At 67.4% G+C, this 16,029-nt stretch carries 12 protein-coding genes; 5 read left to right on the plus strand and 7 right to left on the minus strand.

Annotation, left to right across the window (positions count from 1 at the left end; genetic code table 11):
- The first annotated feature begins 3 nt into the window (after positions 1 to 3).
- From AC1RMD_RS18855 to AC1RMD_RS18870, 4 genes are all read left to right on the plus strand, one after another.
- On the plus strand, positions 4 to 729 hold the full coding sequence (locus AC1RMD_RS18855) for a TetR/AcrR family transcriptional regulator (RefSeq protein WP_492928233.1): 726 nt from the start codon (positions 4 to 6) through the stop codon (positions 727 to 729).
- A 100-nt stretch (positions 730 to 829) separates the two neighbouring features.
- Positions 830 to 2,176 (plus strand): glutamine synthetase family protein, encoded by a 1,347-nt coding sequence (locus AC1RMD_RS18860; RefSeq protein ID WP_492928235.1) that lies wholly within the window; start codon positions 830 to 832, stop codon positions 2,174 to 2,176.
- Entirely contained in the window at positions 2,173 to 3,462 is a 1,290-nt protein-coding gene (locus AC1RMD_RS18865; RefSeq protein ID WP_492928236.1) for an NAD(P)/FAD-dependent oxidoreductase, read from the plus strand. Before AC1RMD_RS18860 ends, AC1RMD_RS18865 begins: the two co-directional genes overlap by 4 nt.
- Before the next feature lie 114 nt (positions 3,463 to 3,576).
- The gene (locus AC1RMD_RS18870) at positions 3,577 to 4,032 is read left to right on the plus strand and encodes a cache domain-containing protein (RefSeq protein WP_492928238.1); all 456 of its coding nucleotides are present in this window, start codon (positions 3,577 to 3,579) and stop codon (positions 4,030 to 4,032) included.
- 2 nt (positions 4,033 to 4,034) lie between these two features.
- Here the strand turns inward: AC1RMD_RS18870 and AC1RMD_RS18875 are convergent, their stop codons facing one another.
- Genes AC1RMD_RS18875 through AC1RMD_RS18885 form a run of 3 tightly spaced genes read right to left on the minus strand, consistent with a single transcriptional unit; the run spans position 4,035 to position 8,238 of the window.
- Positions 4,035 to 5,900, minus strand: coding sequence for a feruloyl-CoA synthase (locus tag AC1RMD_RS18875; RefSeq protein ID WP_492928240.1), 1,866 nt, complete (start codon positions 5,898 to 5,900; stop codon positions 4,035 to 4,037).
- A 14-nt stretch (positions 5,901 to 5,914) separates the two neighbouring features.
- Entirely contained in the window at positions 5,915 to 7,369 is a 1,455-nt protein-coding gene (locus AC1RMD_RS18880) for an aldehyde dehydrogenase (RefSeq protein ID WP_492928242.1), read from the minus strand.
- 35 nt (positions 7,370 to 7,404) lie between these two features.
- The gene (locus tag AC1RMD_RS18885; protein ID WP_020702875.1) at positions 7,405 to 8,238 is read right to left on the minus strand and encodes a p-hydroxycinnamoyl CoA hydratase/lyase; all 834 of its coding nucleotides are present in this window, start codon (positions 8,236 to 8,238) and stop codon (positions 7,405 to 7,407) included.
- Between the two features lie 119 nt (positions 8,239 to 8,357).
- Between AC1RMD_RS18885 and AC1RMD_RS18890 the strand changes: the two genes are divergently transcribed.
- A complete protein-coding gene (locus tag AC1RMD_RS18890) occupies positions 8,358 to 8,813 on the plus strand; it encodes a MarR family winged helix-turn-helix transcriptional regulator (protein WP_492928243.1) in 456 nt (151 codons plus the stop codon).
- On the opposite strand, the gene AC1RMD_RS18895 is transcribed toward AC1RMD_RS18890, so the two are convergent.
- The 4 genes from AC1RMD_RS18895 to AC1RMD_RS18910 are packed head-to-tail and all read right to left on the minus strand — an operon-like array spanning position 8,790 to position 16,023.
- Positions 8,790 to 10,073 (minus strand): thiolase family protein, encoded by a 1,284-nt coding sequence (locus AC1RMD_RS18895; RefSeq protein ID WP_492928244.1) that lies wholly within the window; start codon positions 10,071 to 10,073, stop codon positions 8,790 to 8,792. The two genes, AC1RMD_RS18890 and AC1RMD_RS18895, sit on opposite strands and share 24 nt — an antisense overlap.
- Complete coding sequence (locus tag AC1RMD_RS18900) at positions 10,070 to 11,962, minus strand: carboxylesterase/lipase family protein (RefSeq protein WP_492928246.1); 1,893 nt, start codon at positions 11,960 to 11,962, stop codon at positions 10,070 to 10,072. The genes AC1RMD_RS18895 and AC1RMD_RS18900 overlap by 4 nt, the downstream gene beginning before the upstream one ends.
- A complete protein-coding gene (locus AC1RMD_RS18905) occupies positions 11,955 to 13,589 on the minus strand; it encodes a methyl-accepting chemotaxis protein (protein WP_492928248.1) in 1,635 nt (544 codons plus the stop codon). The genes AC1RMD_RS18900 and AC1RMD_RS18905 overlap by 8 nt, the downstream gene beginning before the upstream one ends.
- A gap of 4 nt (positions 13,590 to 13,593) precedes the next feature.
- Positions 13,594 to 16,023 (minus strand): efflux RND transporter permease subunit, encoded by a 2,430-nt coding sequence (locus AC1RMD_RS18910; RefSeq protein ID WP_492928249.1) that lies wholly within the window; start codon positions 16,021 to 16,023, stop codon positions 13,594 to 13,596.
- Between the last annotated feature and the right edge of the window lie 6 nt (positions 16,024 to 16,029).

A 16,029-nucleotide genomic window follows, 5' to 3' on the forward strand; every position in this document is an offset into this window, starting at 1 on the left:
CGTATGCAAAAAAAAGAATCCCTCGCCCAGGTAGAGCCGGCCAGCGCCAAGGCCGCCGTCAAGCCTGCCGCCAAGCGGCGCGTGCCGCAACAGGAGCGCGGCATCAAGACGATCGAGGTCATCCTCAAGGCGGCCGGACAGGAAATCGCGCGCGGCGGCCTCGGCAAGCTCACCACCAAGCGCATCGCCGAAGCGGCGGGTCTGTCGGTGGGCGGCCTGTACGAATACTTCCCCAACAAGGAAGCGGTCGTGCACGCGCTCGCCAGCCAGTGGTTGCAACAGGTCAAGGACGCGGTGGCCGCCATCCATCCGTCCAAGACCGGTTGCACCGATCTGATCCGTTATCTCGGCATGGTCTATGCCGCCGTCAAGCCGCTGTACCAGCAGGTGCCGGGTGTGAGCGAGCTGATCACTCTGCTGTCCTCGGTGCCGGCGCTGAAGGCGCTGGAGCATGAGATCGACCTGCAGGTGAAAGCCTTGCTGACCGACGCCATCCAGTTCCTGGTGCCGTATGTCGACAAGGACCACTGCGGCGTCATGGCGCGCACCATGACCATCCTGGACCACCATCTGCTGATCGAATCGATCATGCGCGATCCGGCGCACGCCGAGTTGTTCGAGAGCCACCGCCTGATCTGCCATCACGCATTGGCCAGCCACATGATGCTGTTGAACGAACAGGGGCGCCTGGCCAAGCCACGCCCTGAAGCGCCGCCCGACGTCACCTAAGTTCTCCCGGCCCCCATCTCCCGTCCCATCCTTCCACCGGCGTTCGCGCCGGTGGCGTGCGCCTGCGCGTCCGCAGGACCAACCGCATCGAGAGCACTTCATGAACCCGACTTTTTCCAAAGACTCGCTGGCAGGCCAGCCCTATGCCCGTTTCCTCGTCACCGATATCGACGGCGTCAGCCGCGGCAAGCACCTGTCCGGCGAAAAGATCGCCAGCATGCTGGACGGCGGCGGCACCATCGCCAGCGCCGTGTTCGGCTGGGATATCCAGGACCAGCTGTACCAGCAGGTCAGCTTCACCGGTTTTCATACCGGCTTTCCCGACATCGGCCTGGTGCTGGATCCCGCCACCGCGCGCCAGCTGCCATGGGACGACAACTGCTGGCTGATCCTCGGCGAGCACACCCGCGCCGACGGCACGCCGCTGCCGATCTGCCCGCGCCAGGTGTTGAAGCGCGTGCTGGCCAAGGCCGACGCGCTCGGCTATTCGGCCCAGGTGGGTGCCGAGTTCGAATGGTTCGTGCTGGACGAGACCGAAGCGTCGGTACGCGCCAAGGGCTACCGCGACCTGCAAACCGCCACCCACGGCATGACCAACTACTCGCCGTTCCGCCTCGGCGCACGGCAAGCCTTCGTGCGCGAACTGTTCACCAGCCTGAACGCCATCGACGTTCCGCTGGAAGCGCTGCACACCGAGGCCGGTCCCGGCAACTTCGAAGCGGCGATCCGCTACGGCGACGCCCTCAAGACCGCCGACCGCGCGGTGCTGTTCAAGGAATCGGTGCGCGAGATCGGTCGCCGCCACGGCCTGCTGAACACCTTCATGGCCAAGTATTCGACCGACTACGCCGGTTGCGGCCAGCACCTGCACCAGAGCCTGTGGCGGGATGGCCGCAACTGCTTCCACGATGAACGCGGCGAGCACGGCATGAGCGACACCATGCGCCACTTCATCGCCGGCCAGTTGCATTGCCTGCCGCACCTGCTGCCGATGCTGGCGCCGTTCATCAACAGCTACAAGCGGCTGGTGGACCATCACCTGGCGCCGGTCAAGCCGACCTGGGCGGTCGATAACCGCAACGCCGCGCTGCGCGTGATCCCCGGCGGCAGCCACAGCATGCGGCTGGAAACCCGCACCGCCGGCGCCGACGCCAATCCTTACCTGGCGATCGCCGCCGCGCTGGCTGCCGGACTGTACGGCATCGAGCACAAGCTGGCGCTGGAACTGCCGCCTGTGACCGGCGCCAACAGCGGCGCCGAGCAGGTCGAGCGCCTGCCGCGCACGCTGGCCGAGGCCACCGCCGCGATGGAGCGCTCGCCGCTGGCGCGCGAGCTGATGGGCGAGGAATTCGTGCGCCATTTCGTCCAGACCCGGCAATGGGAAGTGGCACAGTTCAACCAGAGCGTCACGGACTGGGAGCTGCAACGCTACCTGGAGCTCGCATGAGTACCGAACGCATCCATTCCTACTACAACGCCACCGCCAACAGCACGGCGCGCTATCCGAAGCTGGAAGGCGAGGTGCGGGTCGATGTCGCCGTCATCGGCGGCGGCTTCACCGGCCTGGCCACGGCGCTGGAGCTGGCGGAGCAGGGCAAGCGGGTCGCGCTGGTCGAGGCGCACCGCATCGGCTGGGGCCAGTCCGGCCGCAATGGCGGGCAGGTCACGGGCAGCCTGTCGGGCGACGGCGCCATCCTGCGGCAGCTGACGCGCCGGGCCGGGGCCGAGGTGGCCGAGGACTTCATCTGGAAGCTGCGCTGGCGCGGGCAGGACATCATCCGCAAGCGCATCGCCAGGTACGGCATCGAGTGCGACCTTAAACATGGCCACTTTCATGCCGCCTACAAGCCTGGCGACATGCATGCGATGTGCGCGACCTACGAAGAGCTGGTCCGGCGCGACTTGGGCGACATGGTGGAACTGGTCGAGGCGCGCGACATGGGCCGCTTCCTGGCCACGCCCTTGTACCACGGCGGCATCTACAACCAGCGCAACCTGCACCTGCATCCGCTGAACCTGTGCCTGGGCGAGGCGCGCGCGCTGGCCGGCCTGGGCGGGCTGATCTTCGAGCAGTCGCCGGTGTTGGAGATCATCCACGGCGCCACGCCGTCACTGCGGCTCGAAGGAGGACGCATCGTCGCCGACCAGATCCTGCTGGCGGGTGATGTCAGCCACAGGCTGGAGCGGCGCCGGCTGGGCGGCATGATCTTTCCGGCGGCGGGCGGCATCGTCGCCACCGCGCCGCTGGGCGATCTGGCGCGGCAGATCAATCCGCAGGACGTGGCGGTGTACGACAGCCGCTTCGTGCTGGACTACTACCGCACCACGGCCGACGGCCGGCTGCTGTTCGGCGGCGGCGCCAACTACTCGGGCAAGGCCTCGCGCGACATCGCGGCCGAACTGCGGCCGTGCATCGAGCGCACCTTCCCGCAGCTGCGCGGGGTGGAGATCGACTACCAGTGGAGCTGCGACATGGGCATCGTGATCAACCGGATTCCACAGTTGGGCAAGTTGGCGCACAATGTGTGGTACGCGCAAGGGTATTCGGGACATGGGCTGGCCACCTCGCACATCGTGGGCGAGGTCATGGCCAAGGCCATCGGCGGTACGATGGACCAGTTCGACGTGTTCCAGAGTTTCAGTCACGTGCGGGCGCCGGTCGGCGATTGGCTGGGGCGGCACATGCTGGCGCTGGGGATGTGGTACTTCCTGATGTTGGAACGGCTACGTTAGGCCGTCGCCAATAAGGGAAATCACGTAGCGGGGGAGCAGCCGGCCCCTTGCATAGAACTGATATAGTTCCTTGCCGCCATTGCAGCGGCGATCTACTACTTTCGGAGACACAAAATGAAAAATACCATCCTGTCCGTATTGCTGGCCGCAACCGCGTTGACCTCCTTGCCGGCGCTGGCCGCCGACACGTCCGCCGCCGCCGTGGCGATGGTGGACAAGGGCGCCAGTTACCTGCAAAAGAATGGCAAAGACGCCCTGATCAAGGAAGTCAACAGCAAGAACCCCGAGTTCATCAACGAGAGCACCTACCTGACCGTGCGGGCGATGGACGGCACCCAGCTGGCGCATCCGACCAACCCCAAGCTGGTCGGCAAGAACATGGTGGTGCTGCCGGATGCGGACGGCAAGCTGTTCCGCAAGGAAATCATCGAAACGGCCAAGGCCAAGGGCAAGGGCTGGGTCGACTACCGCTACAACAACCCGGCCAACGGCGAAATCGAGAAGAAATCGACCTACTTCGTCAAGCAGGGCGATATCATCCTGGAAGCCGGTATCTACAAAGGCAAGTAAGTTCAGGCGGCGGTCAACACCGCCGCACTGGCGCCTTCATACATTGTCGTCACCAGCGCCGCGCGCCGTTCCAGCACCAGGCGCTGGTTGATCGATCCCTTGTCGGTCTGCTCGCCGGCCGTCACCGATGGCGCTTCCTCCAGCAGCAGCATGCGTTCGACGCGGGACGCCGATCCGGTCGCCACGGCGTTCAGTTGCACCAGCAGTTGCTGGAAGTGGCTGCGCACCGGGGCGCTGGACAGGACTGCTGCGGCGTCCGCGTCGGCGCCCAGTCCGGACAATAACTGGCACTGGTCCAGGCGTGGGAACACCAGCAAACCTATGCTGTCGCGATCGATGCCGGCCACCACCACGTCCTGGATGTAGGGCGCGCCGGCGCTGATGACACGCGCCCGCAACGGTCCGACGCTGACGAAGGTGCCGCTGCTGAGTTTAAAGTCCTCGGCGATGCGGCCGTCGAACATCAAGCCCAGTTCCGGCCGCGCCGGATCGACGAAGCGCACCGCGTCGCCGCTGCGGTAGTAGCCTTCCTCGTCGAAGGCGTCGGCGGTGGCCTGCGGCGCGCGCCAATAACCCGGCATGACGTGCGGTCCGCGGAAGCGCGCCTCGTACTTGCCTTCCACCTGCACCAGCTTGACCTCGCAGGCCGGCGCCGGCAGGCCGACGTAACCGGCCATCATCACCGGGCCGGTGGTGAAGGTGCAGGAAGGCGCCGTCTCCGTCATGCCCAGGCCGGCCATGATGCGGATCCGCTGGCCGCAGCGCTTTTCGCTGACGCGCTCCAGTGCATCCCACGCGGCCTGCGAAAGGCCGGCGCCGGCAAAGAAGAACAGCTCCATCTGCGAGAAGAAATGACGGCACAGCTCCGGGTCGTCGTCCAGCGCTGCGGTCAGCAGCTCCCAGCCCTTGGGCACATTGAAGAACACCGTCGGCGCGATCTCCTTCAGGTTGCGCACCGTGACGGCGAAATCGCGCGCGGTCGGTTTGCCGTCGTCGATGTAGTAGCTGCCGCCGTTATACAGCGCGATGCCGACGTTATGGCTGCCGCCGAAGGTGTGGCTCCACGGCAGCCAGTCCAGCAGCACCGGCGGCTTGTCGCCGAAGGCAGGGAAGCTTTGCAACAGCATCTGCTGGTTGGCGCACAACATGCGCTGGGTGGTGACCACCGCCTTGGGCAGCTTGGTCGATCCCGACGTGAACAGGAATTTGGCGATGGTGTGCGGACCGATGGCGGCGTTGGCCGCGTCCACAGTGCTCGGAATGGTGGCCAGCAGCTGCGCCAGCGGTGTGCTGGCGCGGCCGGCGTCCCCGTGGTCGACCACGATCTCGACGTCGACCGGCACCGCCGCCGCCAACGCCGTTGCACAGGCGCCGCCGTCGGTGGCGTAGATCATGCCGGGCGTCAGGTGGCGCACGAAGTGGGACAGCTTGGTGTGGTCGGTGGTGGCGCCGGAAGCGGCCGGCGAGACCGGGCAATACGGTATGCCGGCGTACAGCGCGCCCAGCGCCAGCTGCAGGTGCTGCAGGTCGTTACCGGACAAGATCATCAGCGGACGTTCTGCAGACAGGCCCCGGTCCAGCAAGGCCTGGCCGACGGCACGGGCCTGCTCCAGCATCTGCCGGTAGCTGAGGTGCTGCCAGGCGCCGTCGGCGCCGCGCCGCGCGGCCAGCGTGCGGTCGGGATGGCGCTCGGCGCCGCGCACCAGGCAATCGGTGATGCGGTCGGGATAGGCGCCCAGCGCTTCCTCCGACGCCAGCCGCCATGCGCCTTGGGCGTCGGACTCGATCCGCACCGGTGCGCCGCCGACGCGCACCGGGCGATAACGCGACAGGTCCAGCGTGGCGGTGGTGGAGGGGAGCTGCGTCATCGCGTGCTCCTCCATCAGACCGGGTAGTGGCGGTGGCCGCTCTGGATTGTGATCCAGCGCAGGTCGGTGAACTCGGCGATGCCGGCCTTGCCGCCGAAGCGCCCGTAGCCGCTGGCCTTGACGCCGCCGAACGGCATCTGCGCTTCATCGGCCACGGTGGAGCTGTTGATGTGGCAGATGCCCGATTCGATGCGGCGCGCCAGCGCCAGTGCGCGCGAAACGTCGCGGCTGAAGACGGCGGCGGACAAGCCGTATTCGCTGGCGTTGGCCTCGGCCAGCGCCGCTTCGTCGCCATCGACGCGGATGATGCCGACGATGGGACCGAACGACTCTTCCTGGTACACCATCATGGCCGGCGTGATGTGGTCGATGATGGCCGGTTGCAGCAGGTTGCCGTCGCTGGCGGCGCTGCCGCAGACGATGCGCGCACCCTTGGCCTGGGCGTCGGCGATCATGGCGGCGACGCGGCTGGCGGCCGAGGCATCGACCATGCCGCCCAATACCGCGCCTTCCTGGCCCGGTTTGCCGGCGGGCAGGCCAGCGGTCTTGATGCGCAGTTTTTCGACGAAGGCGTCGGCGATCTTGTTGTCGACGATGATGCGGTCGGTCGACATGCAGATCTGGCCCTGGTTGAAGAAGGAGCCGAAGGCGGCCGCCTGCACCGCCTCATCGAGGTCGGCATCGTCCAGCACCAGCAGCGGGTTCTTGCCGCCCAATTCCAGCACCACCGGCTTCAGATGCTGCGCGGCCTGCTGGGCGATGATGCGTCCCACCTTGGTTGAGCCGGTGAAGTTGATGCGCTTGACGGCGGGATTGGCGATCAGGCGCGCCACCACGGCGGCGGCATCCTGCGGCGCGTTGCTGATGACGTTGACCACGCCGGCCGGGAAGCCGGCATCCTCGAATACCTTGCCGATCAGGCGATGCACGGCGGGGCACACTTCGGACGACTTGAGCACCACCGTATTGCCGCAAGCCAGAGGCGTGGCGATGGCGCGCGTGCCCAGGATCACCGGCGCGTTCCACGGCGCGATGCCCAGCACCACGCCGCAAGCCTGGCGCATGCCCATCGCCATCAGGCCCGGTACGTCGGAGGGGATTACTTCGCCGGCGATCTGGGTGGTCAACGAAGCCGCTTCGCGCAGCATGGAGGCCGCCAGCATCACGTTGAAGCCGTACCAACCGGCCACGCCGCCCGCTTCGGCCACGCCGGCCGCGATGAACTCGGGTGCGCGGGCTTGCAGGCAGTCGGCCGCCTTGAGCAGCAGCCGGCGACGCTCGCCCGGCGCGGTGGCGGACCAGCCGGGGAAGGCCGCCTGCGCGGCGGCGACGGCGGCGTCGGCATCGTCCAGCGTGGCGGCGGCGGCGACCGAGGCGGTGTCGCCGGTGGCCGGGTTGAGGCGCTGGTAAGTGGCGCCGGTAGACGAGGCCTGGTCCAGGCCTCCGATCAGCAAACGGGCTTCAAGCATGGCGTATCTCCTGTGTTGTTGGCGTGGTGGGCGTCTTATGCGCGCTTGTAGGTTTGCAGGCCTGGTTTGATGGTCTTATCGTCCAGGAACTGCTTGAGGCCCTGGGCGCGGCCTTTTTCCGGGTCGCGGTAGTTGGACTGGTCGACTTTGGCGTACAGGTAGTCTTCACTTTGCTCCCAGGTCAGTTCGCGGCAACGTTTGAAGCCATGCTTGGCGATGCGCAGCACGGTCGGCGCCTTGGCCAGCAGCTTTTCCGCCAGTTCGATGGTCGCTTCGCGCAGCTGCGCCAGCGGCACGCTCTTGTTCACCAGGCCCATGGCGGCTGCTTCCTTGCCGGTGAAGGTGTCGCCGGTCATGATGTAGTGTAGCGCCTGACGGTGGCCCATGGTGTCGGCGACCGCTTTGCTGACCAGGTTACCCGGCGGGATGCCCCAGTTGATCTCCGACAGGCCGTACACCGCTTCGTCGGCGGAGATGGCCAGGTCGCAGGCGACCAGCGGCGAGAAGGCGCCGCCGAAGCACCAGCCGTTGACCATGGCGATGGTCGGCTTGCTGTACATGCGCAGCAGCTTCCATTGCCACTGCGAGCAGTCGCGGCGCAGCTTCTCCTGGAAGATCTCCGGCTTGCCGTCGTTTTCGCGGAAGTACTCCTTCAGGTCCATGCCGGCGGTCCAGCTGTCGCCGGCGCCGGTCAGCACCAGCACTTCGGCTTCCGGATCCAGCTCCAGGGTTTCCAGCACGTCGATCATTTCGCGGTTCAGCGTCGGGCTCATGGCGTTGCGCTTTTCCGGACGGTTCAGGATCACCCAGGCGATGCCGCCGGTGATCTCGACTTTTACGGTACTCCAGCGGTTGTTGTATTGGCTCATCTCGGACTCACTTTATGTTAGGTTGATATCAGGTTGCCTGATACGTGACTTATAATATATGCTGCTTGGGCTGTAATGCAAGCGCTTTTCGAACGCTTTCTTTTGAATTCTGGATCACCATGAAAAAAACACCTTCCGCCGCGCACGACAAGCCCACCGGCATCGCCTACCTGATCGGCCGCATCGACCATGTGCTGAGCCGACGCCTGCGCGACAGCCTCGGTTTGCTGGGCATGACGGCGGCCCAGTACACGGCGCTGTCGGTGCTTGACACCCAGCAGCAGCTGTCGAACGCGCAGCTGGCCGAACGTTCGATGATCTCGCCGCAATCGGCCAACGAGATGGTCAAGGCGATGGAGGCGCGCGGCTGGGTGGTGCGCCAGGCCGACGCCAATCATGGCCGCATCATCCATCTGCGCCTCAGCGCCGAAGGCAGCGCCTTGCTGCGCCAGGGCGATGCGGCGGTGGCGGAGCTGGAGCGCGCGATGCTGGCCGAGCTGGACGCGGACCAGCGCGGCGAACTGCATGCGCAACTGCGCGTGCTGCTGCGCTCACTGAGCGCCATCGTGCTGTAACTGCCGCCAGCGCGGGTTCTCCAGCAGCAGGGCAATGCCCTGGCCGCCGCCGACGCAGGCCGCCGCCACGCCGTAGCGTTGGCGCCGCAGGTCGAGCGCGCGCGCCAGCGTGATGGTCAGGCGCACGCCGGTCGCCGCCAGCGGATGGCCCAACGCGATCGCGCCACCGTGGATGTTGAGGCGGTCCCGGTCCAGCTTCAGTTCACGCTCCACGGCGATGATCTGCGCGCCTTGCGCTTCATTGATTTCAAACAGGCCGATTTGCTGCGTGTTCAACCCGCAGCGGTCGAGCAGCAGGCGGATCGCCGGCGCGGGGCCGATGCCCATGACTTCGGGCGGCACGCCGACCACCGCCGCCGCGACGATGCGGGCCTGCGGCCGATGTCCGCCGTGCATGGCGTAGGCGCCGGAAGCGACGATGGCGGCCGCCGCGCCGTCGGCCAGCGCGCAGCTGTTGCCGCCGGTCTGCACGCCGTGCGGATACAGCGGGCGCAAGGTGGCCAGCACCGACGGCGGCGAAATGCGCGGATGGGTGTCCTGCGCCAGCTCCGTCATCGGACCGGATAGCCGGATGCGGCGGTCGGCATAGTCGTCCAGCGTGAAGACTTCGTTGCCGACGGCGACGATCTCGCCGGCGTGGAAGCCGGCGGCCCTGGCGTCGAGCGCGCGGGCGTGCGACTGCGCGGCGAATTTGTCGACGTCGGCGCGGGTGATGCCGTAGCGGCGCGCCAGGTTCTCGGCGGTCTGCGGCATCGTGATCCCGGGCGCGGGATCGGTCAGCGCCTCCCACAGGAAATCCTCGAAGCCGACCGGCGCGCCCAGTTTGAAACCGCTGCGGTGGTTGAAGGCGGCGATCGGATTGCGCGTCATCGACTCGGTGCCGACCACCAGCACGGCGTCGGCGTAGCCCAACGCGATCTGGTCGCCGGCCTGGCGGAATAATTCGAAACCGGTGCCGCAGATGCGTTGCACGTTCAACGCCGGCACCGTCAGCGGCACGCCGGCGTACAGGCCGATATGTCGTGGCAGCATGTACTGGTAACAGTCGCCCGGCGCCATGCTGCCGCTGATGACCGAGCCGATGTCGGCGGGCGGCACGCCGCTGCGCTTGAGGACCGCGCGCGCCGCCTTGATGCCGAGGTCCGTCGGCGAGACCTGGCTGAAGGCGCCGCAGTAGTCGGCCAACGGCGTGCGCAGGCCGTCGATCAGCCACAGGTCGTCGTAGCTGTGGAAGAAGTCCTGGTTGGCGGTCCTGCTCATGGCCAGTAGCTGGGGCGCAGCTGCCCGGTTGGACCGGCGTAGCCGTGGGCGAGGGCGAAGGCCTCCAGCGCATGCGGCGCTTCGTAGCCGCCGAAGATCGACCACAGGAACATGCGGCCGTAAAGTTCGCAGCGCTCGCGTGGATCGCCGTGCAGCGCGGGGTCGCGTGCCAGCTGCGCCTTCAGGGTGGCCAGGCTGTTCTCGTGGGCCACCATGCGGGTGCCGCCGTCGGCGCTGGTGTCGAACACCATCAGGCGCGCGGCGCTGGCGTCGCCGCTCCAGCGCCACCATTCCGGCAGCGTGCCGTTCGGACCGCTGCCAGGTTCGCCGTGGCGGGCAAAGTGCGTCCAGTAGCCGGCCATGGCGTCGGAGACTTCCTTGCGGCCGGGCAGGTTGGCGGCGGTGAAGGAGCGGAAGGGATCGAACTCGCCATCGAGGTCGCGCAGGACGAAGGCCACATCCAGCACGTGCGCTGCACCCAGCAGAACGCGCGGCGCGATCAAGGGAACGGCGGGCTGTTCGTCCCAGTCGAAGCGGTAGGTCCACACGTCGCGGTGGCCCGAGGCCACCATGGCGCTGGCCGGTTCCAGCGCGCCGGCGGCCTGCCACAGGGCGGACATATAGGCTGCGTGGCGCTGGTAGCGGGCGCGGTTGCGCATCAGCGGAATGCGGCCGAACAGCATGCGCACGTAATCGGGATTGTTGGACATGAACAGCTTGTATTCGTCGCGGTTGGTGCCGATGATGACCGGCACCGCGTTGTAGCGGCTGCGATCGGCGAACACCTCGGCCAGCGGCATGGCAGGTAGCACGTGGCCGTCCTGTAGCACGCAGGGTGCGTCGTAGAAGCTGAGCGCTCCCGGCGTGATCGGCGCCAGCAGCGCCGCTTCCGGCAGGCCATGTACATAGGCGGCGATGTCGGCGGCCGGCATGGACGCGATCAGCGCCTTGGCCGCGTCGCGGTCGGCGGCGCGGCCGTCGCGCTGCAACCACTGGCACAGCAACTCGCGCGAGCTGAGGGCGTGGCCGGGACTGGCGTCGTCCGTATAGTTGCGGGCTTGCGCCGGCGTGTAGCTGACCGCCAGCGGAGATTGCAGGATGGCGCGGTGGAAAAGGCCTTTGGCCAGTGGGCTGGCCAGCAGCGTGTAGGCATTCAGCCCACCGGCCGATTCGCCGAACACCGTGACGTTATCGGGATCGCCGCCGAAAGCCGCTATGTGCTGGCGCACCCATTGCAGCGCCGCGATCAGGTCCAGCGTGCCGAAGTTGCCGGAGCGGTCGACGGGACTGTCGTCGTCTTGCGCCAGCTCGTCGAGGCTGAACCAGCCGAGGATGCCGAGCCGGTAGTTGGCCGATACCACGAGTACCTGGTCCTGGCCGGCCAGGTTGCGCAGGGTGGTGTAGGTGGCGGCGGTGCCGGCCGTGTTGGCGCCGCCGTGGATCCAGAACATCACCGGCAATCCGGCAGTCCGCGCTTCGTCGGCTGCTAGCTGTGGCGCGAACACGTTCAGTGTCAGGCAGTCTTCCGAGCCGGCCAACTGGCCCCATTGGTCGGGCGGCAGTTCCAGTGTGGCGCCGGCCAGTTGCAGCGCGGGCCGGCCGCAGACCAGCGCTTCGCGCACGCCCGACCAGGGCTGCGGTGGACGCGGGGCCTTCCAGCGCAGCGGGCCGACCGGCGGCTGTGCATACGGCAGGCCAAGCCAGGCGTGGGTACGGTGGCGATCGGCGCGGCCCACCACGTGGCCCAGCGCGGTGTGGCGCAGCGAATCGGCGGCGGGCATCGCGGTCGCGGCGGGGCCGGCCGCGATGGTGACGGATTTCCGGCGGAGGCGCCAGAGCAGGGCGCCCAGCGCCAAGGCGCCGGCGGCATAGAGCAGGATGTCAGGCATGATCGAATTCCTCTTTGAGCGAGATTGCGGGATGTGGCGGGGGCGGGGCGGCATGGCCAACGCCGTCGTCGAGTTTGAAGGCATGCACCAGCCGTGCCAGTTCGGCCGCCTGCTGGCGCATGCCGGCGGTGGCTCCGGTGGCCTGTTCGACCAGCTCGGCATTCTGCTGTGTCACCAGCTCCATCGCCTGCAAGGCGGCGCCGGCCTGTTCGATGCCGGCCTGCTGCTGGACGCTGGCGGCGGCGATGCGGTCGATGATGACGCTGACCTGCTGCACGCTGTCGACCACTTCGTTCATGGTGGCGCCGGCGCGGGCCACCAGCCGGTTGCCGGCTTCGACCTGCGTCACCGAATGGCCGATCAGGGTGCGGATCTCGCGCGCGGCGGTGGCGGAGCGTTGCGCCAGGTTGCGCACTTCGCCGGCGACGACGGCAAAGCCGCGTCCCTGTTCGCCGGCGCGCGCCGCCTCGACGGCAGCGTTCAGGGCCAGGATATTGGTCTGGAACGCGATGCCGTCGATGACGCCGATGATTTCGCCGATGCGGTGGGCCGAACCGGTGATGGAGTCCATCGTCAGGATCACTTCGGCCGCCACCTTGCCGCCGTCGCGCGCCACTGCGCTGGCGTTTGCGGCCAGTTCGGTGGCCTGGCGCGCGTGGCCGGCGTTGTTGCGCACTGCGTCGGCCAGTTGCGCCACGCAGCCCGCAGTGGCGCGCAGCGATTTGCGCTGGCTGTTGCTGCGGTCCGTCAGGTCCTGGTGGCCGCCGGCGATTTCGCTGGCCGCGCCGGCGATATGGTCGGCGCCGCGTCGCACCTGGCCGACCATCGAGGCCAGTCCGGTGCGCATGGTGTGCATCGCGAACAGCAGGCTGGAAGCGTCGCCGCCGCGCAGGCTGACATTCCCCGCCAGGTCGCCGGCGGCGGTGCGGCCGGCGATCTTGACCGCGTAGGCCGGCTCGCCGCCCAGCTGTTCGAGGATGCCGCGCGTCAGGCGCCAGCACAGCAGGCCGCCCAGCAGCAGGGCCATGACGCCCAGCGCCAGTATCCAGGTGCGCGCGCCGGCGTCGGACGAACGGCCCTGCGCGGCGGCCAGTTCGCTTTGGCGGGTCTCCAGTGCGACCAGCTGTTCCAGGGCCGCCATCCAGCGGGTCTGGACCGGCAGCAGGCGCTCGACCAGCACGGTGTAGATCTGGTCCGATTCGCTGCGCATCGCCAGATCCATCGCTTGCGCGATCGGCGCCTGGGCCGCCGCGTTCTGCTTGCCGATCTGCGCCAGCAAGGCGGTTTCCTCGGCTGTCGCGGCATCGGCCAGCAGCTCGCGCAGACGCTTTTCGGCATTGGCGTAGCGTTTGGCCTGGTCCTGCATCCGTTCCGCTTCCGGCTGCAGGTAGGACAGGGAACCGATCAGCGCCATGTTACGCAGTGCGATCATGCGTTCGTAGACGGTGTCGCGCATCTGGGTGGCGAGCCGCGTCTTGACGTTGCCGACCAGGGTGATCTGGTCGGTACGCTGCTGCATCTGGTGCATGTGGACCAGGCCGAGCGCCACGACGGCGACCAGCAGCGCCAGGACCAGGCCGAAACCGAGGCGCAGGCGCGCGCCTATGCTCACGTCGGAGGTAGCCATGGCGTCAGTGGATCCCGGCCACGGCGCGTTCCGGCGCCTGCGTTGCCTCATTCTGTTGCGCGGGCTTGGGCGGCATCAGGAAGTAGGCCAGCGCCGGCACCAGCACCAGTGCGCCCACCATATTCCACAGGAACATGAAGGCCAGCAGGATGCCCATGTCGGCCTGGAATTTGATCGGCGAGAACAGCCACGTGGCGACCGCCACGGCCAGCGTCACGCCGGTCAGGATCACCACCCGGCCGGTGAAGCGCAGCGCGTGCAGGTAGGCGTCGGACAGGCTGGCGCCGGCGCGCATGCGGGTCAGCATCACGCTCAACACATACAGCGCGTAGTCCACGCCGATGCCGACGCCGAGTGCGATCACCGGCAGCGTGGCGACCTTGACGCCCATGCCCAGCGCCACCATCAGCACTTCGCACAGGATGGAGGTGAGCACCAGCGGCAGGATGGCCACCAGCACCGCGCGCCAACTGCGGAAGGTGGCGTAGCACAGCAAGATCACCGCGCCATAGACCCAGAACAGCATGTCGTGCATGGCCTGCTTGACGACGATGTTGGTGGCGGCCTCGATGCCGGCGCTGCCGGCGGCCAGCTGGAACTGCACCTCCGGCGTGTTGTGGGCGGCGGCGAAGGTTTCGACCGCGTCAACCACGCGGGTCAGCGTGGCGGCCTTGTGGTCCTTCAGGTAGACGAACAGCGACAGCAGCGAGCAGCTCTGGTTGAACAGTTCGCGCGGGGCCCTGGTCTGCACCGCGCCGAGCGCGCCGGCATTGGGGATCAGGTCATACCATTTGAAGTTGCCCTCGTTGTAGCCGGTGGTGGCCAGCTTGCTCAACGCCGCCATCGAGTTGGTCGAATCGACGCCGGGCAGCTGCTCCAGCTGCCACGCCAGCTTGTCCACGCTGGCCAGCGTGGCGTAGCGGGTGCACTGGTCGGGCGCGGTCTTGATCATCACCACCAGGATGTCGGAGCTGGCCGCGTAGTTGGCGACCATGAAGCCGTTGTCGCGGTTGTAGCGCGAATCGGCACGCAGTTCCGGCGCGCCGGGATCGAGGTCGCCCACCTTCAGGTTAAGGCTGTACAGGTATCCCAGGCCGCCCAGCAGCACACTGGTGGCAACCGTGAAGGCGGCCCAGCGGCGCTGGGTGAAGCGGTCGAGGAAGGTCCACAGCCAGGGCTGGGCCGCGCCATCGACGCTGTCGGCTTGCAGGCTGCGCGCGGCGGCCTTGGCACTGACGCCGGTATACGACAGCAGCACCGGCAGCAGCACCAGGTTGGTGAAGATCAGCACCGCCACGCCGATGCTGGCGATGACGGCGAGGTCCTGGATCACCTTGATCTGGATGCTGACCAGCACCGCGAAGCCGACCGCGTCGCACAGCAACGCGGTGAGGCCGGCGGCGAACAGGCGGCGGAAGGTGTAGCGCGCCGCCACCACGCGGTGCGTGCCGCGGCCCACGTCCTGCATGATGCCGTTCATCTTCTGCGCGCCGTGGCTCATGCCGATGGCGAACACCAGGAAGGGCACCAGCACGGAATACGGATCGAGTTCGTAGTGCAGCGCGGCCAGCAGGCCGCATTGCCACAGCACCGCCACCAGCGAACACATGACCACCAGCGTGGTGCTGCGCCAGCAGCGCGTGTACCAGAACAGCACCGCGCCGGCGATGGCGATCGCCAGCAGGAAGAACATCAGCACCTGTTGCAGGCCTTCGATCAGGTCGCCGACGATCTTGGCGAAGCCGGTGATGTGGATACGCACGCCTTCCTTCTGGTATTTGGCGCGGATCTGCTCCAGCCGTTCCGACATGGCGCCGTAGTCGAGCGCCTGGCCGTTCTGCGGGTTCTGCTCCAGCAGCGGCACGAAGACGATGCTGGATTTGAAGTCGGCCGCCACCAGCTGGCCGATTTCGCCGGAACGCGCCACGTTGGCGCGCAGCTGCGCCAGGGTGGCGGTCGAACCGTCGTAGCCGTCAGGGATGACGGTGCCGCCATCCAGGCCTTCCTCGGTGACGGCGGCCCAGCGGGTGCTGGGCGTCCACAACGATTTCATGAAGGGTCGGTCCACGCCCGGCAGCAGGAACACTTCGTCGTTCAGGCGTTGCAGGGTGTCGAGGTAGGCGCGGTCGTAGATGGTGCCGCCGGTCGCTTCGACGGCGATGCGCACCGAGTTGCCCAGCCCATTCAGGTCGGCCTTGTTGGCCAGGTAGTTGACCACGTAGGGATGGGCGCTGGGGATCATCTTCTCGAAGCTGGCATTGAGCTTGATGTGCGTGGCCTGGTAGCCCAGCACAATGGTCGCCAGCAGGCAAAGCAGGATGACCAGCGGCCGGTAGTTGAACAGCGCGCGCTCCCCCAGGTTGCCGGAGCTGGTGTCGAAGTCCTGTAGCCGTCGTACCACCGGCTGTTGTTCCAAATCTTGATCTGTGTGCATGATGTT

The sequence above is a fragment of the Duganella sp. GW822-FHT06D06 genome (genome assembly GCF_058799615.1).